Here is a 22,091-nt window from a genome sequence, read left to right on the forward strand (position 1 = left end):
CGCCTCCTCCTTTCCAGTTACAGCATTCCTTTTGTGGATGGAATTCCTTTCACCCTCGGATCAATCATTGTCGCTTCGTCCAATGCACGGCCGAGCGCCTTGAAAATGGCCTCCACAATATGATGGGAGTTGCGTCCATAATGTACGATAACGTGCAGATTCATTCTTGCCTCAATTGCAAGCTTCCAGAGGAATTCATGGACGAGCTCTGTGTCAAAATCGCCAATCATCGGTGCCGGAATATCTGCCCGGAATTCAAGATGCGGGCGATTACTTAAGTCAACGACGACTTGGGCCAACGCTTCATCCATCGGCACGAAGGCATTGCCGTATCGTTTGATTCCTTTTTTGTCCCCAAGCGCTTTCGTGAGAGCCTGCCCAAGACAAATACCGATATCCTCTGTCGTGTGGTGGCCATCGACCTCCACATCCCCGTCTGCATCAACCATTAAGTCAAAATGGCCGTGCTTGGCGAATAGGTCGAGCATATGGGATAAGAACGGAACTCCTGTTTCAAGCTGTGATTTTCCTTCCCCATCTATGCCAAATGCTAATTTTATATTCGTTTCATTTGTTCTTCTCTCGATAGTTGCTTCTCTTGTCATTGGTTCTTCCCTCCCAGCCTTGCTTCCACAGCTCGTGCATGAGCCTCTAATCCTTCTAATCTGGCAAAAGCCGCAATCTTGGCTGCATTCCGCTCCATATCTTCCTTGCTGTACATAATCAGGCTTGTTTTCTTTTGGAAATCATCCACATTCAGCGGGCTTGAGAACCTTGCTGTCCCATTGGTCGGAAGGACATGGTTCGGACCGGCAAAGTAATCACCGACAGGCTCTGAGCTGTATGAACCGATGAAGATAGCTCCGGCATGCTTAATGGCACTCGTCACATTCATCGCGTCCTCTGTCTGAATTTCCAAGTGCTCAGGCGATAATTCATTGATAGCCGCAACTGCCTCATCCATCGTATCAGCTACATAAATACCGCCGAACTCTTCCCAGGCGGCTGAGGCGATTTCTTTCCTTGGCAGGGTTTCCAGCTGGGCCTCCACCTCTGCCTTCACCTCTTCTGCCAATTCACGGCTCGTTGTTACAAGTACACTGCAGGCGCGCGTATCATGCTCTGCCTGGGATAGGAGATCGGCGGCCACATAACGGGCATCTGCCGTCCCGTCAGCCAGTACCGCAATCTCACTTGGGCCGGCAATCATATCGATATCGACATCGCCATATACCTCACGCTTGGCAAGAGCGACATAAATATTGCCCGGACCGGTAATCTTATCGACCCTTGCAATCGTTTCTGTCCCATAGGCGAGCGCCCCAATTGCTTGTGCTCCGCCAACCTTGAAGATGTCCGTCACACCAGCAATGGAGGCAGCTGCAAGAACGGAAGCAGGCAGCCTGCCGTCCTCACCTGGCGGGGATACCATCACGATTCGCTCCACCCCGGCGACTTGTGCAGGAATTGCATTCATAAGGACAGAGGATGGATAGGCCGCTGTACCGCCTGGGACATAAATCCCGACGGAATCAAGCGGCGTACGCTTTTGTCCAAGCATCGTGCCAGAAGCCGCAAAGTCAATCCAGGAATTTTGCTTTTGCTTTTCATGGTAGGCGCGGATATTAGCAGCCGCTTCCTCCATAATGGATAGCATCCCTTCTGGAAGCGCATCGAGTGCTTCCTCGATTTCTGCCTTTGTCACGGCTAGAGAGGAAACCGCGGCCTTATCAAATTTTTCCGTATAATAATAGAGGGCTTTGTCTCCTTCTGCTGCTACATCGCGGAGAATTTGGCGTACCGCCTCACGTTGTCCATCGGTTCCGCCGTCAACGCTTCTCTTGAGCGATAGTCCCTTTTGCAATGATTTGATTTCCATGTATGAGCCCTCCTTTTATGCTTTTACATTGAGTACGTTTCGAAGCCTTGCCACCATATCGGTAATCTCCCGTTCGCGCAGACGATAGCTGACAGGGTTGGCGATGAGACGTGATGTCACCTTCTTGATGGTCGCATATTCAACAAGCCCATTTTCTCGGAGCGTCTGGCCGGTTGAGACAATATCGACGATTCGGTCGGCAAGCCCAATCATTGGGGCAAGCTCGATGGACCCATTCAATTTAATGATCTCAACCTGCTCTCCCTGCTCGCGGAAATACTGAGAGGCGATATTTGGATACTTGCTTGCAATCTTTGGTGCGACCTTGCTCATCTCTGTATTCGGCAGGCCGGCAACAGCCAAATGGCAGGCGCTGATTTGCAAGTCAAGCAGCTCATACACATCGCGCTCCTCCTCCATCATGACATCCTTCCCGGCGATGCCGATGTCTGCGACGCCATATTCCACATAGGTTGGCACATCCATCGGCTTGGATAATATGAAGCGCAGAGGCTCATGCTCCAGCTCAATGATTAATTTGCGTGTATCCACGAATTCAGGCGGCAATTGATAATCCGCTCTACGCAGCAGTTCAACTGCCTCGTCAAAAATACGCCCTTTCGGCATTGCAACGGTTAATGGTTCTCTCATGACCCTGCCTCCCATCCATCGGAATCGAGCATATACACAATATTCGTGAAATTCTTCGTAAACGTATCGAGTTCAACAATCCCGGCAATGTTTTGCGTCACAACTGCATGGCCCTCTGCACGTAAGGCGGCAGCCTTTTCCATCGCTGCTGACTGCTGGGCTTCATGATAGATAATACATAAGGGCTGTTCCTCCGCATCAATTTCTCCGATCGCTTCAATAATCCGGTCGAGCCGCAGGCCAAATCCAGTGGCAGGTGCATCATGGCCGAAATTTCGGTAAAGCTCATTATATCGTCCGCCATTTCCAAGCGGGAAGCCAATATGGCTGCCGAGCACCTCGAATAGAATACCCGTATAATAATCCATATGACTGACAAGGGATAGATCATAGGAAAGGTGACCGTTTATTCCTGCCTTCTTCAGCATAGAAGCGAGCGTCTTCAACTCATCCAAGGCAGCAGTACCTACACCATGCTCCATCATCTCCAGTGCCTGATCAAGCACTTCTGCATTCCCCTTCAGTTCAGGAAGTTTTTTTAATATTTGGCGGCTGTTTTCCGGCAAATCGAGCTCCATCACATATTCCCGGTACCCGACATAATTCTTTTCAAATAGGAATCGGCGCATCATACTTGCCTGTTCCTCATTTCCCCCATAATGGAGAAGCATCTCCTGAACGAAAGCAATATGGCCGACTGTAATATGATAATGCGGGAGTCCCGCGGCCTGAAGGACCGATGTCAGAAGGGCGAGCACCTCCGCATCCGCTGATAAGGTTTTGTCCCCAATCATTTCAACACCGAATTGCTCAAACTCAGCAAGACGTCCCCCTTCTTTTTCCTGTGCACGGAATACATTCGCGCTATAGGCCATCCTTAATGGATTGCCCTCCTTCAATAAATGAGAGGACGCTACCCTGGCAATTGGGGAGGTCATATCCGGACGAAGCACAAGGCTGTGTCCCTCTTTATCAAGAAGCTTGAACAGCTGCTGGTCCTTGATGGCAGACACCTGTCCGACCGTTTCATAGAATTCAAGAGACGGGGTATCCAAGAAACGATATCCGTATAACTTCGTCTCCTTTGCCATCCGGCTTCGAACTGATTCTTTTAATCTAAATAAATCCGGCAATGTATCACGCATGCCGATTGGTTTCTCAAACATAAAAATATCTGGCATCCAAAACATTCCTTTATGATAATTTTATACTTTAGTTCGCTAATGTGATAACAAGATGAAGTTATCCAAAGTGTACCCTTCTTACCCCTTACCGTCAAGCAAAAGGGAACTCACTCTCTCTTTCATTCTAGTATGATTCGGCGAGCAGTTAAAATAAAAACCCTGCCCCAGAAGGACAAGGCTCCTTATGTATATCGGTTATCCCCACCACATGGCTAGAACCATAATAGACCAGAGATTGACTACGAGACCGATTGCCAGCAAAAGTATAATGATATAAACATGATTAGATGCCCGCAACTGGCCGCGTATTTTTTGAATGATCATAAACCCGGGCACAAATACATAGATGGCGAGGCTGATAACAGTGATAATAGTCAAATACATTGCTGGTCTATCCAACACCCCAAATAAATCCTCAAAAAAATAAGCCAAATCCTGCGCTGCCATTCCGAGCCAAAGATTCACGAGCATGAGAATGAGGAGAGAAATAAATACAGGCCTGCTCATCGCTCATGCCTCGCTGATTCAATCTGTCTAAAGTGATGCTTATCATGCTCGATTTGACCTTGAAAATAAACAGCCAAGGTGATGGGTGTATGCTTCAATAGGAATTCCCGCTCCCACCCTTCGTCATCTAGCAGTTGAATGGCAGCGATTAATTTTTGGCGGCCTTCTATAAATGCTGCAATCGTTTCTTCCTGGCTGCGTTGTCGGCTGATAGCCGCTGATTCCTGGTTCGTCTGATGGACATCCGGGCTCTCCGGGAATGGGCCGCCTTTTTGAAAAAAGGGAATTCGCTTTGTTCGCACGAAATCGTCCCAACGAATAAAATGCCCGGCCACTTCCCCAATCGTCCATTTCCTCTCCGCAATCGGTGTGCGCCATTTCTTGTCCGTTATATACTTCCATTGAGCGGCTTGATTAATGGAATCCCGATAGTGCTGGATGACTGTATCCTTACCTTCAATCAAATGTACTCACTCCTTCTTTTTATGTATTTCGACATTCTATTTGGAAACCCCTTTTCAGCCATTCGCCTGTTCCGCCCATACCCGATTGATTTCGCCCATAAAAAGATGCGTTCGCCCTTAAATGGGGGTGTTTCGCTCTTAAACCTTGGTAATTCGCCCTTAAAACGAAGATATACGGAAAATTCCATTCATAAAGAACCTCCGTCCATGCCCAGAAGACAAAAAACAGACAAGCTGACATGTTTTTTAGCATCGCATCTATTTATCTGAACCCACTTTGCCCAAAAACATACATACCTTAATTACGCCTTTTTGATTTTAGAGCCTATTCAGGAGGAATCCATTTTCCCCACCTAATTTGAATAGCAGCAAAAAAAGCGGAGAAACCCATCCGGGTTCCTCCGCCTGTCTCTGCAAAGCTTAGTCTTCTAAATCTTGTTCTACTTTAAGAATTTTTCCTGTATAGGCATCGACTTCTACATCATATTCGACGTTTCCGTCCTTGAATTCAAGCTCATATACTTGAGTTTGGTCATCATCATCATGGTCCAATTCCACTTTTGTAACTGTACCTTTTGCGACTGTTTTCGCACTCTTGATGGCTTCAGCTTTTGTGATGACCGCTTTCTTGGCTGCAGCTTCATTGGCTTTGTTTGTTTGGGCAGCATTCGCTTTTTCTTCCTTTACCGCTGCAGCTTGGACTGTTTCACGCTCAGTAATGGTTGCTTTTCCTGTCTTGGCATCAACCTCAACGTTTACTTCTTCTTTATTGCTTTGGATTTCAAATTCATAATGCGGGCGGTTGTCGTCATGATCATATTCCGCCTCTATGATTGTTCCGTTTACTTCCTTCAATGCGATGTCCTTTGCTTCCTGTTCGGTCATCAGCTTCGGGCTTGTCTTCTCCTGGTTGGCCGCAGAGCCTGTTGTCATAGATTGTGCAAGGGCAAATCCTCCAAATACCGCTGCTGAAATGGTTAGTCCGATGAATAATTTCTTCATGATTATCTCTCCTTCATTTCTTTAACTTACTTGTATTGTAGAACGTCCACATTAAGCGTAAATTAGAGAAAGATTAGAGTTTCATGAGAAAGGAGAAGAAAGATTAGAATGACATGAGGAGATCAGTCATCATACGTGATGGTGATGATTTCCCCAGTGAGCGCATGGATTTGCAGGGTTGCCTCATCCTCGTCATTTTCCATATCGACATTGTAATAACCGCCGTCATCCGTTGAGACAAATTCAATCTCATCTATCTCACCGTTAAACTTAGATTGCGCGATATCTCTGACTTGATTCTCTGTGAGCCGCTTGATCTCTGCTGGTTCAGCAGGCTTTTCCTCTGTCGGTACCTCCTCGTTTGTTTCCGATTGTTCCTCTTGCTTAGTTCCCTTTTTAACTACCTTCAAATCAGCGAAGGTACCGTTTATCTCATCGACGATGACCTGATAGACATCGTCATTTTTCGTGAAGATGACCTTGTATTGATCATTCTTTTTCGTCATCGATTGGACTTCTCCATTATAAAGAGAGGAGACTCGATTTTTGATTTCTGCTTCTCCAAAGGTCGTCTTCGTGATGATTTGATTATAAGCATACCCTGCAAAGAGGATAATGCAGATAAGGAGAAAAATAGGCAAGATCCAAAGGCGTTTCTTAGTCATGCTTTTCTACCTCCTTTGGCAGGGTAATGATAAAGGACGTTCCTTCCCCAAGCACACTTTCCACCGTTATCGTCCCGCCAAGAAGCCCGGCGAAATCCTTCGCAATAGCCAGTCCAAGCCCCGTTCCGCCTGTTTGGCGATTACGGTCTTTATTCACGCGGTAGAATCGGTCAAAAATATGGGGGATATCCTCTTCCTTAATCCCAGGCCCATAATCCCTGACTTGAATGGTGATGTCATTGCCCTTTTCAACGAAGACATCGATTTTCCCTTCGCTGTATTTACGGGCGTTATCAAGGAGGATGAACATCATCTGCCTTAGCTTGGATACATCTGTCGAGAAGGAGAATTCCTCGCCGTGAAGGGTAACCTCCCGCTTATAAGCCTTTTGAAAGCTGTCGATAATTTCCGTCAGGAGCGCAGTTGTAGTAACAGACTCCCATTTCAGCTGCAGCGTTTCATTGGCCTTTGCGAGTTCTAGCATCTGCTCTATCATCACCTTCATTTGCCCCGTTTGCGAGGTAATCGCCTCCAATGCCTCACGGTTAATATCTTCATTCTTAAATCCTCTGCGCTGCAGTAGCTTTGCGTAGGATTCAATGATTGTGAGCGGTGTTTTCAATTCATGAGAGGCATTTCCGACGAATTGCTGCTGCTTATTATAGCTGTCCTCTAGCTTATCCATAAGCGAATTATACGTATAGGTCATCTCAGCAATTTCTCCCTTCTTATTGTCCGGGAGCTCCAGCTTGTCATATCTGGAATCAGAGATATTCCGCCTCATCGTACTGGTCAGTCTTTGAATCGGGAGGACAATCAGCCGTACGAGCAGCTGACTTGCCAAATAGATGGGAATGATTGCAAGCAGGGTGATGAGGATTAAGATCCATTTCAAAATGGTCATATTCGCAGACACCTCTTGCAGGGGCTGGACGAGATGTACATTCACCACTGACTGATCTGGCCAGATCATCGGATAGCGAATGGCCATTACAAGCTCGCCCTCCCACTCTGAAACGGTATACTTCTCCCCTTCCTTTAGTGCATAATCCATCTTATCTGCAGTGGATGTTGCCTGAAGGCGCAAAAGGGCCTGGTTATCCTCATCCGTAATATAAATCATCCCGTTCTGCGGAATGTAGGAACGGAGGAGGGTATCAATATTCGCCGTACCGTCGAGCTCACTGATGGCTGCTAGTATTTCATCCCCCTCCATCTGCAGCCGGTGGTATTCCGTGTCATAGGCCAGGTATTTGTACAAATAGTAAATACCAGTGAAGCTGATTATGAAAATAAAGAGTGTGAGGACAGTGGATAATAGATTGATTCTTGTTTGTAATTTCATCCCTATTCCTCCTTCATCACATACCCGACGCTTCTGACCGTCCGAATGACCGAATTGCCTAATTTTTGACGAAGATAGCGGACATACACATCCACTACATTCGTATCTCCGTAATAATCAAATCCCCAAACGGCATCGAGAATCTGTTCTCGCGATTGAACGATATTCGTATTCCTCATAAAGTGGACGAGCAAATCAAATTCTCTCGGCGTCAGCTCAACCACCTTGCCATCCTGTGTGACCGTATGGCTGTCAATATTGACATGAATAGAGCCATAGCGGTACTCATTGATCACAGGCGCTACGGCAGCTGCTGCGGAATGATAGCGCAAGTTAACGCGAATCCGGGCGAGCAATTCTTCAAATTCAAATGGTTTTGTGACATAATCATTTGCACCGAGATTGAGTCCTTCCACCTTATCCTTCACATCACTCTTGGCTGTTAATAGAATAACAGGCACCAAGGATTTAGCCCGGATATATTTCAGCACCTCGAGGCCGTTCATTTCCGGCAGCATAATATCCAGCAGGACAAGGTCAAAGCTCCCTCTCTGAAAGGCTTCCAAGCCTTCCCTACCTGTATGAGCGATAGCCGTATCAAACTCCTCAAACTGGAGCTCAAGCTGTAAAAGCCTGGCGAGCTGGGGCTCGTCCTCTATAATCAATATATTGTTTTTCATTTGTCTGTTCACCTCTAGATAAAGGATGGATTCCTCCCTTTTAGTATAAAACAAAAAGAGACAAACCCCTAAAAAGGATCTGCCTCTCCCTGTCGTTTCTTCATTTCTTCAGCTGTATAAATCATCTTCATCGGGTTGCCGCCAACGAAGGCGCCGGCTGGAACATCACGATGGACGAGTGTTCCGGCTGAGACGATGGCGCCGTCACCAATCGTCACGCCGGGAAGAATCGTTGTGTTAGCGCCAATCATGACCTCATCACCAATCACAACCTCTCCAAGCCGGTATTCTTTAATCAAATATTCATGAGCGAGAATCGTTGAATTGTAGCCAATAATCGAGTTGCGTCCAATCTTAATCATTTCCGGATACATAATATCCGGCATCACCATGAAGGCAATGGATGTTTGATCGCCAATCTTCATACCCGTAAAGGAACGGTACAGCCAGTTCTTCAGGCGCATAAATGGCGTGTAGCGTGCAATCATAAGCACAAGGACATTACGGAATACCTTCCAGAAGGAAACCGTCTTATAAATATGCCATAACGAGTTGCCTTCACCCTTCAACGGATAGCGCCTTGTTCTTCTCATGCTTCCACAATCGCCAAGAGATCACGCATATTATCAAGAATATAGTCCGGGCCATATTGCTCGAGATAATCTCTTCCTTTAATCGTCCAAGCCACACCAGCCGTTTTCGTGCCGGCATTTTTGCCTGCAAGGATGTCATGGCTGTTGTCGCCAACCATAATCGTTTCCTCTGCAGATGAACCAATCAATTTCAAAGCGAGTTCAATCGGCTCTGGGTCCGGCTTCGTGTTCTTGACATCATCATAAGTAACAATCACATCAAAGAATTGGTCAAGCCTTCCCTTTACCAAGCCTGGCTCTACGGCTTTACGCATCTTCGTGGTGACGATGCCGACTTTATAATTACGTTCCTTTAGTTCTTGAATGGTATCAAATACACCCTCATACTCTCGGACAAGCGAATCATGATGGAGATGATTGTGCGCGCGGTAATGCTCAATCATTTCCTCAGCACGCTCAAGGTCTAATCTGCTAAATGTTTCGCGAAGAGAAGGACCGATGAATTCATACACGTCCTCACGAGTATATTGATTTGGATAATAATGCTCTAATGTATGAAGAAATGAAGCAATGATCAATTCGTTTGTATCAATTAATGTTCCATCTAAATCAAATAATAGGGTTGTGATTTTCTTGTCCACTAGGGTTTACCTTTCCTTTCTTTGCATCCACTCTTGCCCAAATTCGTGAAATGATCATGGCTAACAGGATCGCCGTTACAAGCCTGATGATGAGGAGCGGAATGACCGGAACTCCGAGCGGGATAAAAATCACCGTATCCTCTACAACGGCATGGCAGGCCACTAGGAAGATAAAGGCGATGGTGATATCTTTCCTGCTGACACCGTCTTCACGGACTGCCTCAAGCATGACACCTGCCCCGTACGCCAGGCCAATGACAAGACCTGCAACAAGTGTCATCGATGTATTTTCCTTCATGCCAAGCATTTTCGTCACCGGCTTCATCCAGGTCGAGAAGAGCTTCAGCCAATTCAAATCCTTCATAATTTGAATCACCAGCATGAGCGGGATAATGATTAACGCAAGCTTCAGCGTGCCTGTTGTTGCCGCTGCCAGCCCGTTCCATAGAATGGCCCCAATACCGGTGATGGTCTCTTCACCGCCGACCGCTCCGCCATATTGGATGACTTCGCTGCCCCCTTGCCAAACAAGGTTGATGACAACTGCAGAGATGAGGGCAAGACCAATCCTAGTCGCCAAGACTACCCACAGTTTAACACCAACCTTTAAGGCAACACTCGTTTCTATAAAGAGGTTATGACAAAAGGACAGCATCACTGCGATGATGAACACTTCCTTCACCGTCAATGAGTCAAGGGCCAGAATGCCGCCGATTCCGGCATACAGGTTCAAAAAGTTCCCAAGAACAAGCGGAATAGCCGCATCACCTGGCAGACCAATCAAGCCCATCGCCGGGCTGATTAAATCAATCAGCCACGGCAAGACAGGCGTATACTGCAAAATAGAGACAAATAACGTAATCGGGAAGATAACCTTCCCAAGCATCCAAGTTGTCTTTAGACCAGACTGCAGCCCTTTAACCCATGTACTTTTCGTCAAAAACACTCCTCCCCCTTTTCCCCTTATCGCTTACATATCGAGATATTTCTTCTGTGAATGGCCAAGCTTTCGTCTAACAATGATTAAAATGATGCCAGTGAAAATAAGCACCAGGGATAACAGCTGTGCCATGCGCAATGTATCAAACAGCATCAAACTATCCGTACGTAAGCCTTCAACGAAGAACCTTCCGATGGAATACCAAATGACATAGGTCAGGAAGAGCTCGCCTTGGCGGAGATTCACCCTGCGCAATCCAATCAGAATGGCAAACCCAACAATATTCCACACAGATTCATACAGGAAGGTTGGATGATGATAGGCTCCATTTATGTACATTTGATTAATGATAAAATCTGGAAGGAATAAATTCTCCAGGAAACTGCGGCTCACTTCATTACCATATGCCTCTTGGTTGATGAAATTACCCCAGCGCCCAATTGCCTGTCCAAGAATAATAGATGGAGCAGCAATATCAGCGAGCTTCCAGAAGGATAAATTCTTCATCTTAGCAAACACAATTGTCGTGATGACAGCTCCAATAAGAGCCCCATGAATGGCAATCCCGCCATTCCATATCTTCACGATATCGCCTAAGTGATCCTTATAATAAGACCATTCAAAAATAACATAATAAATCCTTGCACTGATAATGGATATTGGTACCGCATAAATCAGCAAATCAATAAAAACATCTTTATCAAGTCCTCGGCGTTCGGATTCCCGCATCGCAAGCCACAACCCGAGAAAGACACCAAGACCAATAATGACTCCATACCAGTAAATCGATACAGATCCAATCTGAATCGCTACCCGATCAATTGTCCCAATCGTCCCCATTTTGTTTGTCCACCTCTTTATTCATGTTTATCATGTTCAATGGCTTCGTTCAGCTTTTCTGTGAATTGCTGAGCCGTGTTCACACCCATTCGCTTCAGACGGAAATTCATAGCAGCCACCTCAATAATGACCGCGATATTCCGGCCTGGGCGGACTGGGATATTCATGCGCGTAATATTTGTATCGATTATGCGCACTTTTTCTTCCTCAAGACCTAGCCTATCATAATTCTTTTGCTGGTCCCAAAGCTCAAGATTGATAACAAGTGAAATCTTTTTATGGCTGCGAACGGCCCCTGCACCAAATAAGGTCATCACATTGATGATGCCCACTCCCCTGATTTCAAGCAAATGCTCAATTAATTCAGGTGATGTTCCGACTAAGGTATCATCGTCCTCCTGCCGGATTTCAACACAGTCATCGGCAACGAGACGATGCCCCCTCTTTACAAGCTCAAGGGCTGTTTCACTTTTACCTACACCGCTTTTTCCTGTTATCATAACGCCAACGCCATAAATATCAACAAGCACTCCATGGACAGCAGTTGTCGGTGCTAATTTACTTTCAAGGAAATTCGTTAAGCGGCTTGAGAAGCGTGTTGTTTTCGTCGTACTGCGAAGAACTGGGACGGATACCTTCTCTGATGCGAGAATTAGTTCTTCTGGAATATCAATGCCTCTCGTGACAATAATACATGGTGTAATATCACTGCATAGACTCTCCATCCGGCTTAAACGCTCTTCAGGAGTGAGTCTGGAGAAAAATGTCAATTCAGTCATACCGAGGATTTGAATACGGTCAGCCGGGTAATAATCAAAATATCCGGCGATTTCAAGTCCAGGCCTTGATAAATCACTTACTGTAATTGGTCTATTGATGCCTTCTTCGCCACTGATCAGTTCAAGATTAAACTCATCAATGAGATCTACTGTTTTTACTTTGGGCAAAAAAACTCCCTCCCTGAACATTATTCGGAAATCGTGTTTCCATTTTATCATTATTTCCTATTAAACCATACACTAACAGAGATTTAATTCTGTTTTTCTGGCGTAGGATACGGTAGGATAAGGATAGAAATATTCATAAAAGGAGAGCTGAGAGAATGACCATACTAATCAAGAATGCCACTATCTATCTTGAAGATTCCATCCTGCAAGACGGATATATACTAATTGATGGTGAAATCATAAAAGAGATAGGGCCAGCACACCAAGCTCCCGAACAAGCCGATGAGGTATTAACGATTGCGCAAAACGAAGTCGTGGTTCCCGGGTTTATTGATATGCATATTCATGGTGCTGGTGGAAGCGATGTCATGGATGGTACGACGGATGCCCTCAACTGCATGGCGAATACCCTCCCTAAAGAAGGTACGACATCCTTTTTAGCCACGACTATGACTCAATCTCCTGAAAATATCGAACAGGCTTTGCAAACAGTTCAACAATACAGCAAGTCTGAGAACATTTCTGGAAAAGCCGACGTCATCGGCGTTCATTTAGAAGGTCCCTTCGTCAATCCTTCAAAGGCTGGTGCCCAACCAGTTCAATATATCATTAACCCTGACCCCGAATTGTTCAAGAAATGGTCCGAGATCTCCGGACACACCATTAAACAAGTTACACTCGCCCCAGAGGAGCCAGGCGGCAAAGAATTGGTTGAACTATTGACTGCAGCAGATATCATCCCATCCATCGGCCACACAGGTGCAACCTATGAGCAGGCAATGGAGGCAGCGTCCGAGGGGCTAAGCCAAGCTACTCATCTATTCAATCAGATGACCGGCCTGCATCATCGCGATATCGGTGCAGCAGGAGCTTCTCTCATGAATGAAGATATTTATGCAGAAATAATCGTCGATGGAATCCATGTATCCCCTGAAATGGTGAACCTTGCACTTAAGCTGAAAGGAGTGGACCGAACCATCCTTATTACGGATGCGATGCGTGCCAAAGGACTTTCAGACGGCACTTATGATCTTGGCGGACAAGATGTGTTCGTTAAAGGCAAGGAAGCACGATTGGCTGACGGAGCCCTTGCAGGAAGCATCCTTAAAATGAATGATGCCTTAAAGAACATGATGGAATTCACCGGCTGCTCATTAAGAGATGCCGTTCAAATGGCCGCCGTCAATCCTGCCAAGCAATTGAATATATATGACAAGAAGGGCAGCATTGCTGCTGGGAAAGAAGCAGATATCGTCATTCTCGATGAAGACTGCCAGGTACGCGCAACCATTTGCCGAGGAAAAATTGCCTATAGAGGAGAATCAAAGTAATGTCACAAATCAACATGAAGATTATCGTAGTAGAAAATTATGATGAAATGAGCAAGAAAGCCGCTGAAATTCTCATTAAGAAGGTTCAAGAAAAACCGAATGCCGTTCTCGGGTTAGCTACGGGCAGTACACCGGTTGGGCTATACAAGGAATTAATCGAAGACCATCAGCAAAATGGGACAAGCTACAAGGATATCCATACAGTCAATCTGGATGAATACATCGGGCTTCCACAAGAGGATAAAAACAGTTATTTCACCTTTATGTATGAGCATCTTTTCAAATACCTTGAGATTCCGAAGGAGCATACACACATCCCAAGCGGAGATACGGAGGATCATGCAAAGGAATGTAAACGATACGAGGAAATTATTGAGTCACTTGGACAAGTTGACCTTCAAATACTCGGAATTGGATCTAACGGACATATCGGCTTCAATGAACCAGGGACTCCTTTCACAGGAGACACACATATCATTGATTTAAAGGAAAGCACGCGCCAAGCAAATGCCCGTTTCTTCGAATCCATTGATGAGGTGCCAACGCAAGCCATCACCATGGGAATCGGCACAATCATGAAGAGCAAGGAAATTCTGCTTCTAGCCTCCGGCAAAGCAAAAGCAGAAGCAATCCATGGCATGATTCATGGAGAGATGACAGAAGAGCTGCCTGCGACCATCCTTCAATCCCATCCGCATGTAACCCTTATCGTTGATAAAGACGCTTATTCCTTATGTAAATAAGACAACCCACTAGACAAACCTGCCAAGCTTTTCAGGTTTGTCTTTTTTCTTTTTTATGGTCCCGTTTGTAGGCTTGTCTCATATAGTAAGGATAAAAGAAAGAGGGGGTTATAAGCTTGAAGATTGTTCTTGATGCAGGACATGGTTATTCCACTCTAGGCAAGCGGACGCCGGATGGGATGAAGGAATATGAATTTAATCGGGCAGTTGCTCTCTATGTACGTGATTTTCTTTCAGGTTATACGAATCTAGAGGTGCTGTTCACGCATAATGATGAGCAGGATGTCCCGTTAGAAGTACGGACAGCAAAAGCCAATGAGCTTGGTGCTGATTGCTTCCTATCCATCCATGCTAATGCAGCAGGAAACGGCGGCTGGCACGAGGCTGAGGGAATAGAGACCTTTATACACTCATCCAAGCCAAGGGATGCCCAAATCCTAGCCGCAGAGATCCAAGAGAAGCTCATTACCGCTACCGGACGCAAAAATCGAGGAGTAAAGACAGCCAATTTCCACGTACTTCGGGAAACGCGAATGACAGCTGTTCTGGTCGAATGTGGTTTCATGACACATAAGATTGAAAGCAGGCTGCTCAAGAAGGAGGATTATCGAACGCAATGCGCCCAGTCAATCGCCCAGTCAATTGTGTCCCATTATGGTCTCACGAAGAATAGACAAGCTGCCACTCAGAAGCAGAAGCTGTACAAGGTGCAGGTCGGAGCCTTCTCCAGTAAGCATCGAGCAGAACAGCTTGCCTCAGAGCTCCAAAGGCTCGGATATGACACCTTTATCGTTCAATAAGAAAGGCCTGAAGCAGTTTGCCCGCTTCAGGCCTTTCTTTCTTAATCCGTCACGCTTTCCATGATGGTATTCACGAAGGATAAAATCACCGAAACAAGGAAGGTCAACCAAAATCCATCGATTTGAAAAGCACTGCCCATCATGGCATCGACAATGCTGAGCACAATCGTATTGATAAAGAGCAAGAAAATGCCCAATGTCACAATCGTAATCGGCAGCGTCAAGACGGTAACAATCGGTTTGACAATGACATTACAAATGGACAAGACGATTGCCGCGATAATCGCTGTTCCAAATCCGGAAACATGCACACCTTCAAATACTTGCATCAATAAAACGAAAACCGCTGCATTGACGAGTATTTTCAAAACCCATTTCATTTGCGATCCTCCTCCACGCGCTCCCTCGGCATAATGTAACTAAGTATTGTATAAGGGATGATTAACAGAAAACTGGTCGGAATTAAACCGATAACGAATAGTACACGCAGAATAATCGGCTTAATGCCGAAATACCGGCTAATCCCGCCTAATACTCCCAATAAAACCTTATCGGAGTAATTGGTTCTCATAAGCTTCTTCTTCATATAGTTGTTCTCACAACTCCTTTAAATCATACGCATAACTTTTTAAAGCGTATGCTTTACTTTAATGCTTCCTGCCTTGGATTCGGCAAACACATGCATGGAATGCTGTTCTTCCACCGTTGATTGGAAGCGAAGCATCTTTTGAACAATGTCATTCTTCTCTTCAATAACTTGAATACCCTTCAAGTCAAGATTGAAACTGCCAAGATTCGACTTTAACTCACCGTCACAGCTAATGCCTTGCGGGATTTGCAAATTAATGCTTCCTGCCTGCGCCTTAGCACGAAGGGTTTCTCCGTATTGGCCTGTTTGCTTGCACTGAATACTCCCATTAATGGTTTGAACATCGGCAGTGCGGAATGCGCCATCCACCTGAATAGATCCATTCATCGTATCGATTTCCAGCTCACCTGCATCAAAGGAATTCAGCTTAATAGAACCGTTAACCGTCTCAAATTCAGCCTCACGTGTATGGAAGTCACGGAAGGAGATGGTTCCGTTCGCTGTCTTCGTCTTAATCTCATCAACCTTAAGATTTTCTCCATTGATGCTTCCGTTGAACAAGCGGACCCGAAGCTCCTGATATTGACTGTTCGGCACCTTAATAACCGCTTTTAATTTAATGGCACGGTCTTGAAGCATGAACTTCAGCTTGCCATTCTCAATCTTATTCACGATTTGGTTTTGAAGCTTCTCCCTCGCTTCTGTTGTTGTTTCAGCTCGATATACCTTCGCCTTGCATTCAATATCCACCACATTCTGATCCCACGGAATGATAGACACCTCTCCATTAGCTACATCAATATCAATGATTTGGAAAGGCTTTGCTTCCTGGTGGTATAAGTGGTCAATCTCTATGCTGGATCCGAAATTCCAGTCAAAATCGATATCTTTAATTTTCTTCACGACATCATCTACAACGCCCAAGATACGGTCCATCGTTGAGACAGACTTCTTCGTTTGCTGCTCTTGTCTCTTCTCACCTTCAGGCTGCGCAGTCGTTGCAAGCTCTCTCGATTCTTGCTGGCTTTCTTCTTGGATGAGCTTTTCTTTCTTGTCTAATTGTTCGAGCAGAAGCAATGCCTCATCCGCATTTAAAAGGCCTTCCTTCACCATTTCCAGAATTCGTTTTTTTTCATCATTCATATCAGTCATCTCCCTTATAACATGGTTTAAACCTATGCAAAAATTTATGACGTTATGTGTATGCGTAAACTGTTCCTTCTAACATGTACGATTAACAACAAGAAAGGTTTCCACAAATGCCTATTTTCAAGGAAAAGAGAGGCACGGGCAGCAATCACCTGACGATTCGTCCCATAATTGATACCCGCGCCTTTCCTTTACGCAATCATCCGTATTCTTATCATGGTGCATGGTGACCATTAGCCGGCCAACAAAGTCTGGTTACTGACCTGCCTTCTGCGTCAGCCTTTCCTCCATCCGCTTGCGGTCGCGTTCAAGAATAGGCTTCAAATATTGACCCGTATAGGATTCTGGAGTCTCTGCAATATGCTCAGGCGTGCCGGATGCAAGAATGGTTCCGCCCTTTTCGCCGCCCTCAGGACCAAGGTCAATCAAGTAATCAGCTGCCTTGATGACATCCAAGTTATGCTCAATAACCAGCACAGTATCCCCATTATCAACGAGTCTCTGCAATACTTTCAGCAGATGGGAAATATCCTCCACATGCAGCCCTGTCGTCGGCTCATCCAGAATATAGAGCGAACGTCCGTTTGAGCGCCTATGAAGCTCACTTGCTAATTTCACCCGCTGGGCTTCTCCCCCAGATAAGGTTGTAGCCGGCTGCCCGAGCTTAATATATCCGAGTCCCACATCATGGATGGTTTGAATCTTCCGCTTGATCTTCGGAAGGTTTTCAAAGAATTGAAGGGCCTCATCGACCGTCATATCCAGGATATCAGAAATACTCTTCCCTTTATAGGTGACCTCTAATGTTTCACGGTTGTACCGTTTGCCATGACAAACCTCACAAGGTACATAAACATCCGGCAGGAAATGCATCTCTATTTTGATAATACCGTCCCCACGGCAGGCCTCACAACGTCCGCCCTTTACATTAAAGCTGAAGCGGCCCTTTTGATAGCCTCGCACCTTCGCCTCATTCGTGGAGGCAAATACATCACGAATATCATCAAACACCCCTGTATAGGTAGCCGGGTTAGAGCGCGGTGTCCGGCCGATTGGAGATTGGTCGATATCAATAACCTTCTCAAGCGCCTCAATCCCTCTTATCTCCTTATGAAGGCCTGGCTTCGCCTTGGCTCGGTGCAGCTTATGCGCCAATGCCTTATGAAGAATTCCATTCACAAGCGTACTTTTACCTGAGCCTGATACACCGGTTACCGCGACAAATGTTCCAAGCGGGAAGGAGACATTGATATTGCGAAGATTATTCTCGCGTGCTCCGCGTATCTCAATCTTCTGCCCATTTCCTTGCCTGCGTTCATGCGGAAGCGGAATGAACTTCTCTCCTGATAGATATTGCCCGGTTAAGGAATTCGGATTCTTCATGACCTCCTCCGGGGTACCTGCAGCAACAATTTGCCCACCATGTGAGCCGGCACCAGGACCAACATCAATTAAGTAATCAGCTGCAAGCATCGTATCCTCATCATGCTCGACAACGATAAGCGTGTTCCCGATATCCCGCATGCTGCGCAGCGCCTCAATCAATCGATCATTGTCACGCTGATGAAGCCCGATAGACGGTTCGTCCAGAATATAAAGAACACCCGTCAAGCGGGATCCGATCTGAGTAGCCAGGCGGATTCGCTGGGCTTCTCCGCCGGAAAGCGTGCCGGCTGCCCTGCTCAGTGTTAAATATTCAAGCCCCACATTATTGAGGAACCCAAGCCGCTCTTTGATTTCTCGGAAAATAGATCGGCCGATGCTCATATCCTTATCTGACAGCTTTAAGCCATCGAAGAATTTATAAGCATCCTGAATGGAAAGCTCAGTCACCTGGCCGATATGACGTCCGTCTACCAGAACAGCCATGCTTTCTTTCTTCAAGCGGTATCCTTTACACGTCGGGCATTTCTGCTCGGCCATATATTTCTCCATCTGGTCACGGATATAATCTGAAGTCGTTTCCCTATAGCGGCGCTCCACATTATTCAGCACCCCTTCAAACTCCACATCATTCTCACGAATTTGGCCGAAATCATTCTCATAGCGGAAATGAATTTTCTCTCCGTCTGAACCATACAGAATCTTATCTAATTGATCCTCTCTTAGCTGAGAAACCGGCACATCCATATCAATGCCATAATGGTCAGCAATACACTCAAGCAGCTTCGGATAATATTGTGAGCTCGTTGGCTGCCAAGGAGCAATCGCATGCTGGCGCAGCGTCAATTCCGGATCTGGAATGACCGCATCTCGGTCAACCTTCAGCTTATATCCAAGTCCATCGCAGGTCGGGCAAGCACCGAATGGACTATTAAAGGAGAAAATACGCGGCTCCAGCTCACCAATGGAGAAACCGCAATATGGACAGGAATGATGTTCGCTGAAGAGAAGCTCCTCTTGGCCGATGACATCAATCATGACTTTCCCATGTCCGATGGCAAGCGCTGACTCAAGGGAATCAGATAGTCGTGATGCTATGCCCTCCTTCACGACTATCCGGTCAATGACCACTTCGATAGAGTGGGTTTTATTCTTATTAAGCTCAATATTATCGTCCAAATCATACATTTCATTATCTATGCGGACCCTTACATACCCTTGCTTCTTAATATCCTCAAGAAGCTTGGCATGAGTCCCTTTTCTGCCTGTCACCGCAGGAGCAAGCACCTGAATTTTCGTCCGCTCCGGATACTCTAATATTCGGTCCACCATCTGCTCAATGGTTTGGGAGGTAATTTCAATTCCATGCTTCGGACAGATTGGTTTTCCGACCCGGGCATACAAAAGCCTCATATAATCATAAATTTCCGTTACAGTCGCCACCGTTGAACGAGGGTTGCGGCTCGTCGTTTTCTGGTCAATGGAGATAGAAGGGGACAGCCCTTCAATGCTGTCCACATCCGGTTTATCCATTTGACCAAGGAATTGCCGCGCATAAGCGGACAAAGACTCCACATAGCGCCGCTGACCTTCCGCATAAATCGTATCAAAGGCGAGCGATGATTTACCGGAGCCGGAGAGTCCTGTCAAAACAACCAATTGGTCACGCGGAATCGTCACATCGATATCCTTCAGATTATTCTCCCTTGCTCCTTTAACAATGATTTTATCTAATGCCATCCTTTGTTCATCCTTCCACTTTCAGCTCTAATATCAAGTCCCTAAGCTCAGCCGCACGCTCAAAGTCCAGGGCGCGGGCTGCATCCTTCATCTCTTTCTCCATACGGGCGATAACCTGCTGGCGATCTTTCTTAGACAGGTTCTCATATTGTTTTGCCGTACGCTCCTCTTCCCCTGCTTCTGCTGCCTGCGTGGCACGTATAACATCCCGAATATCCTTCTGGATTGTCTTCGGTGTAATGCCATGCTCAATATTATAGGCTTCCTGAATCGCCCTTCTCCGCTTCGTCTCTGAGATGGCAATCTCCATGGAATTCGTCATCCGGTCCGCATACATGATGACATGACCGTTTGCATTACGCGCCGCCCGCCCAATCGTTTGGATAAGCGAACGCTCAGAACGCAGGAATCCTTCCTTATCCGCATCCAATATCGCAACAAGGGAGACTTCCGGTATATCAAGTCCCTCCCTGAGCAGATTGATGCCGATAAGCACATCATATTTACCGAGGCGGAGATCGCGGATGATCTCAATCCGTTCGAGTGTTTTAATCTCCGAATGAAGGTACTGAACCTTCACGCCTAGCTCCTTCAAATAATCGGTCAAGTCCTCAGACATCTTCTTCGTCAATGTTGTCACAAGTACCCGCTCATTCTTCGCAATGCGGTCATTAATCTCACCAAGCAGATCATCAATCTGTCCTTCAATCGGACGGACATCAACATTCGGGTCCAGAAGACCAGTTGGACGGATTATCTGCTCGATCACACCTGGTGAATGCTCCTCCTCATATGGTCCAGGGGTAGCAGATACATAAACGATCTGATTGATATGCTCTTCAAATTCCTTGAAATGCAGAGGGCGGTTATCCATAGCAGAAGGCAGACGGAACCCATGGTTCACAAGTACTTCTTTTCTAGCCCGGTCCCCATTGAACATTCCTCTGATTTGCGGAATTGTCACATGGGATTCATCAATGACCATCAGGAAATCGTCCGGGAAGTAATCGAGCAAGGTATATGGTGTCGAGCCTGCAGGACGCAGGGTCAAATGACGCGAGTAGTTCTCAATACCGGAGCAAAAGCCCATTTCACGCATCATCTCCAGGTCATACCTTGTTCTCTGTTCCAGCCGCTGAGCCTCAAGAAGCTTCCCTTCCTCACGGAAATGGGCAAGCTGCTCCTCGAGTTCCTTCTCAATATTTTCAATAGCGATGCGCATCTTCTCCTCACGTGTAACGAAGTGGGATGCCGGGAATATAGCGACATGCTCACGTTCGCCAAGAATCTCTCCGGTAAGGGCATCCACCTCGCGAATCCGTTCGATTTCATCACCGAAGAATTCAATGCGTATGCAGTGTTCATCCTTGGAGGCTGGGAAAATTTCTACCACATCTCCCCTTACCCGGAATGTTCCACGGTGGAAGTTCAAATCATTTCGTTCATATTGGATATCAACCAGCCTGCGCAGCAGCTGATTCCGTTCAAGCTCCATGCCGCTTCTTATGGAGACGACCATCTCCCTGTATTCCTCCGGAGAACCGAGTCCATAGATGCAGGAAACACTGGCAATAATGATGACATCATTCCGTTCAAAAAGAGCCGAGGTCGCCGAGTGGCGCAGCTTATCAATCTCATCATTAATGCTCGCATCCTTCTCAATGAAGGTATCTGTCTGCGGGACATAGGCCTCTGGCTGATAATAATCATAGTAGCTGACAAAATATTCGACAGCATTATTCGGGAAAAACTCCTTAAACTCGCTGTATAACTGTCCAGCGAGTGTCTTATTATGGGCAATAATTAAGGTCGGTTTATTAACCTCTTTAATGACATTGGAGACCGTAAATGTCTTCCCGGTTCCCGTTGCACCAAGGAGGGTTTGATGCTTCACTCCGTCATTAATGCCCTTGACAAGTTTCTTGATTGCCTCCGGTTGATCTCCCTCTGGTGAATACTTGGAAACCAGCTCAAATTCTCTCTTCACTCCATATGCCCCCTTCATTGAACTTGGCGAG

23 protein-coding genes are annotated in these 22,091 nt (G+C 46.2%); 3 read left to right on the forward strand and 20 right to left on the reverse strand.

Translation table 11 applies throughout. The features are described 5' to 3' along the window. Positions 1–17: 17 nt before the first annotated feature. From hisB to hprK, 15 genes are all read right to left on the reverse strand, one after another. Positions 18–605, reverse strand: coding sequence for an imidazoleglycerol-phosphate dehydratase HisB (hisB, locus tag ACY8DX_RS19120; protein ID WP_049669492.1), 588 nt, complete (start codon positions 603–605; stop codon positions 18–20). Further along, positions 602–1,879 (reverse strand): histidinol dehydrogenase, encoded by a 1,278-nt coding sequence (gene hisD, locus ACY8DX_RS19125; protein WP_462405841.1) that lies wholly within the window; start codon positions 1,877–1,879, stop codon positions 602–604. Before hisD ends, hisB begins: the two co-directional genes overlap by 4 nt. 15 nt (positions 1,880–1,894) lie before the next feature. Next, positions 1,895–2,530, reverse strand: coding sequence for an ATP phosphoribosyltransferase (hisG, locus tag ACY8DX_RS19130; RefSeq protein WP_462405842.1), 636 nt, complete (start codon positions 2,528–2,530; stop codon positions 1,895–1,897). Beyond that, positions 2,527–3,711, reverse strand: coding sequence for an ATP phosphoribosyltransferase regulatory subunit (locus ACY8DX_RS19135; protein WP_462405843.1), 1,185 nt, complete (start codon positions 3,709–3,711; stop codon positions 2,527–2,529). Before ACY8DX_RS19135 ends, hisG begins: the two co-directional genes overlap by 4 nt. A gap of 198 nt (positions 3,712–3,909) precedes the next feature. Next, positions 3,910–4,221: a hypothetical protein gene (locus tag ACY8DX_RS19140; RefSeq protein WP_462405844.1), complete on the reverse strand. Its 312-nt coding sequence runs from the start codon at positions 4,219–4,221 to the stop codon at positions 3,910–3,912. Further along, complete coding sequence (locus ACY8DX_RS19145; RefSeq protein ID WP_462405845.1) at positions 4,218–4,685, reverse strand: DinB family protein; 468 nt, start codon at positions 4,683–4,685, stop codon at positions 4,218–4,220. Before ACY8DX_RS19145 ends, ACY8DX_RS19140 begins: the two co-directional genes overlap by 4 nt. Before the next feature lie 420 nt (positions 4,686–5,105). Further along, the gene (locus tag ACY8DX_RS19150) at positions 5,106–5,687 is read right to left on the reverse strand and encodes a PepSY domain-containing protein (protein ID WP_053103701.1); all 582 of its coding nucleotides are present in this window, start codon (positions 5,685–5,687) and stop codon (positions 5,106–5,108) included. Positions 5,688–5,809: 122 nt separating this feature from the next. Then, the gene (locus ACY8DX_RS19155; protein ID WP_049669486.1) at positions 5,810–6,352 is read right to left on the reverse strand and encodes a PepSY domain-containing protein; all 543 of its coding nucleotides are present in this window, start codon (positions 6,350–6,352) and stop codon (positions 5,810–5,812) included. Then, positions 6,345–7,697, reverse strand: a complete 1,353-nt coding sequence (locus ACY8DX_RS19160) for a sensor histidine kinase (RefSeq protein WP_049669485.1) — start codon at positions 7,695–7,697, stop codon at positions 6,345–6,347. The genes ACY8DX_RS19155 and ACY8DX_RS19160 overlap by 8 nt, the downstream gene beginning before the upstream one ends. Positions 7,698–7,699: 2 nt before the next feature. Beyond that, on the reverse strand, positions 7,700–8,377 hold the full coding sequence (locus ACY8DX_RS19165; protein WP_462405846.1) for a response regulator transcription factor: 678 nt from the start codon (positions 8,375–8,377) through the stop codon (positions 7,700–7,702). A gap of 68 nt (positions 8,378–8,445) precedes the next feature. Further along, positions 8,446–8,970, reverse strand: a complete 525-nt coding sequence (locus ACY8DX_RS19170) for an acyltransferase (RefSeq protein WP_049669484.1) — start codon at positions 8,968–8,970, stop codon at positions 8,446–8,448. Next, positions 8,967–9,611 carry a pyrophosphatase PpaX gene (gene ppaX / locus ACY8DX_RS19175; RefSeq protein ID WP_049669483.1) on the reverse strand — a complete coding sequence of 215 codons (645 nt, stop codon included), beginning with the start codon at positions 9,609–9,611 and terminating at the stop codon, positions 8,967–8,969. The genes ACY8DX_RS19170 and ppaX overlap by 4 nt, the downstream gene beginning before the upstream one ends. Continuing rightward, the gene (locus tag ACY8DX_RS19180; RefSeq protein ID WP_439802510.1) at positions 9,580–10,497 is read right to left on the reverse strand and encodes a nucleoside recognition domain-containing protein; all 918 of its coding nucleotides are present in this window, start codon (positions 10,495–10,497) and stop codon (positions 9,580–9,582) included. The genes ppaX and ACY8DX_RS19180 overlap by 32 nt, the downstream gene beginning before the upstream one ends. A gap of 84 nt (positions 10,498–10,581) precedes the next feature. Beyond that, complete coding sequence (gene lgt, locus ACY8DX_RS19185) at positions 10,582–11,391, reverse strand: prolipoprotein diacylglyceryl transferase (protein ID WP_049669482.1); 810 nt, start codon at positions 11,389–11,391, stop codon at positions 10,582–10,584. Positions 11,392–11,408: 17 nt separating this feature from the next. Then, positions 11,409–12,338 (reverse strand): HPr(Ser) kinase/phosphatase, encoded by a 930-nt coding sequence (hprK, locus tag ACY8DX_RS19190; protein WP_049669481.1) that lies wholly within the window; start codon positions 12,336–12,338, stop codon positions 11,409–11,411. Positions 12,339–12,493: 155 nt separating this feature from the next. On the opposite strand from hprK, the gene nagA reads away from it, so the two are divergent. The 3 genes from nagA to ACY8DX_RS19205 all read left to right on the forward strand — a co-directional run bounded on the left by nagA (position 12,494) and on the right by ACY8DX_RS19205 (position 15,212). Continuing rightward, on the forward strand, positions 12,494–13,669 hold the full coding sequence (gene nagA, locus ACY8DX_RS19195; protein WP_049669480.1) for an N-acetylglucosamine-6-phosphate deacetylase: 1,176 nt from the start codon (positions 12,494–12,496) through the stop codon (positions 13,667–13,669). 14 nt (positions 13,670–13,683) lie between these two features. Next, on the forward strand, positions 13,684–14,412 hold the full coding sequence (gene nagB / locus ACY8DX_RS19200; protein ID WP_462406984.1) for a glucosamine-6-phosphate deaminase: 729 nt from the start codon (positions 13,684–13,686) through the stop codon (positions 14,410–14,412). Between the two features lie 116 nt (positions 14,413–14,528). Continuing rightward, a complete protein-coding gene (locus ACY8DX_RS19205; protein ID WP_049669479.1) occupies positions 14,529–15,212 on the forward strand; it encodes an N-acetylmuramoyl-L-alanine amidase in 684 nt (227 codons plus the stop codon). A gap of 41 nt (positions 15,213–15,253) precedes the next feature. On the opposite strand, the gene ACY8DX_RS19210 is transcribed toward ACY8DX_RS19205, so the two are convergent. The 5 genes from ACY8DX_RS19210 to uvrB form a co-directional block, all read right to left on the reverse strand. Next, positions 15,254–15,592 carry a phage holin family protein gene (locus tag ACY8DX_RS19210; RefSeq protein WP_049669478.1) on the reverse strand — a complete coding sequence of 113 codons (339 nt, stop codon included), beginning with the start codon at positions 15,590–15,592 and terminating at the stop codon, positions 15,254–15,256. Next, the gene (locus tag ACY8DX_RS19215) at positions 15,589–15,798 is read right to left on the reverse strand and encodes a PspC domain-containing protein (RefSeq protein ID WP_462405847.1); all 210 of its coding nucleotides are present in this window, start codon (positions 15,796–15,798) and stop codon (positions 15,589–15,591) included. Before ACY8DX_RS19215 ends, ACY8DX_RS19210 begins: the two co-directional genes overlap by 4 nt. Before the next feature lie 42 nt (positions 15,799–15,840). Beyond that, positions 15,841–16,944, reverse strand: coding sequence for a DUF4097 family beta strand repeat-containing protein (locus ACY8DX_RS19220; RefSeq protein ID WP_049669476.1), 1,104 nt, complete (start codon positions 16,942–16,944; stop codon positions 15,841–15,843). A gap of 261 nt (positions 16,945–17,205) precedes the next feature. Then, the gene (uvrA, locus tag ACY8DX_RS19225; RefSeq protein ID WP_439802499.1) at positions 17,206–20,073 is read right to left on the reverse strand and encodes an excinuclease ABC subunit UvrA; all 2,868 of its coding nucleotides are present in this window, start codon (positions 20,071–20,073) and stop codon (positions 17,206–17,208) included. A gap of 7 nt (positions 20,074–20,080) precedes the next feature. Further along, positions 20,081–22,060 carry an excinuclease ABC subunit UvrB gene (uvrB, locus tag ACY8DX_RS19230; RefSeq protein ID WP_439802500.1) on the reverse strand — a complete coding sequence of 660 codons (1,980 nt, stop codon included), beginning with the start codon at positions 22,058–22,060 and terminating at the stop codon, positions 20,081–20,083. Between the last annotated feature and the right edge of the window lie 31 nt (positions 22,061–22,091).

The sequence above is a fragment of the Gracilibacillus sp. Marseille-QA3620 genome, from assembly GCF_054950035.1.

What these genes read in the sequence shown, in the direction of transcription:
- ACY8DX_RS19155 (WP_049669486.1), bottom strand. Translation starts at nt 6,352, where the DNA reads ATGACTAAGAAACGCCTTTGGATCTTGCCTATTTTTCTCCTTATCTGC.
- ACY8DX_RS19135 (WP_462405843.1), bottom strand. Translation starts at nt 3,711, where the DNA reads ATGCCAGATATTTTTATGTTTGAGAAACCAATCGGCATGCGTGATACA.
- nagA (WP_049669480.1), top strand. Translation starts at nt 12,494, where the DNA reads ATGACCATACTAATCAAGAATGCCACTATCTATCTTGAAGATTCCATC.
- ACY8DX_RS19150 (WP_053103701.1), bottom strand. Translation starts at nt 5,687, where the DNA reads ATGAAGAAATTATTCATCGGACTAACCATTTCAGCAGCGGTATTTGGA.
- ACY8DX_RS19140 (WP_462405844.1), bottom strand. Translation starts at nt 4,221, where the DNA reads ATGAGCAGGCCTGTATTTATTTCTCTCCTCATTCTCATGCTCGTGAAT.
- hisB (WP_049669492.1), bottom strand. Translation starts at nt 605, where the DNA reads ATGACAAGAGAAGCAACTATCGAGAGAAGAACAAATGAAACGAATATA.
- uvrA (WP_439802499.1), bottom strand. Translation starts at nt 20,073, where the DNA reads ATGGCATTAGATAAAATCATTGTTAAAGGAGCAAGGGAGAATAATCTG.
- nagB (WP_462406984.1), top strand. Translation starts at nt 13,684, where the DNA reads ATGAAGATTATCGTAGTAGAAAATTATGATGAAATGAGCAAGAAAGCC.
- ACY8DX_RS19180 (WP_439802510.1), bottom strand. Translation starts at nt 10,497, where the DNA reads ATGCTTGGGAAGGTTATCTTCCCGATTACGTTATTTGTCTCTATTTTG.
- ACY8DX_RS19160 (WP_049669485.1), bottom strand. Translation starts at nt 7,697, where the DNA reads ATGAAATTACAAACAAGAATCAATCTATTATCCACTGTCCTCACACTC.
- hisG (WP_462405842.1), bottom strand. Translation starts at nt 2,530, where the DNA reads ATGAGAGAACCATTAACCGTTGCAATGCCGAAAGGGCGTATTTTTGAC.
- ACY8DX_RS19165 (WP_462405846.1), bottom strand. Translation starts at nt 8,377, where the DNA reads ATGAAAAACAATATATTGATTATAGAGGACGAGCCCCAGCTCGCCAGG.
- ACY8DX_RS19220 (WP_049669476.1), bottom strand. Translation starts at nt 16,944, where the DNA reads ATGAATGATGAAAAAAAACGAATTCTGGAAATGGTGAAGGAAGGCCTT.
- lgt (WP_049669482.1), bottom strand. Translation starts at nt 11,391, where the DNA reads ATGGGGACGATTGGGACAATTGATCGGGTAGCGATTCAGATTGGATCT.
- ACY8DX_RS19170 (WP_049669484.1), bottom strand. Translation starts at nt 8,970, where the DNA reads ATGAGAAGAACAAGGCGCTATCCGTTGAAGGGTGAAGGCAACTCGTTA.
- hisD (WP_462405841.1), bottom strand. Translation starts at nt 1,879, where the DNA reads ATGGAAATCAAATCATTGCAAAAGGGACTATCGCTCAAGAGAAGCGTT.
- ACY8DX_RS19210 (WP_049669478.1), bottom strand. Translation starts at nt 15,592, where the DNA reads ATGAAATGGGTTTTGAAAATACTCGTCAATGCAGCGGTTTTCGTTTTA.
- ACY8DX_RS19215 (WP_462405847.1), bottom strand. Translation starts at nt 15,798, where the DNA reads ATGAAGAAGAAGCTTATGAGAACCAATTACTCCGATAAGGTTTTATTG.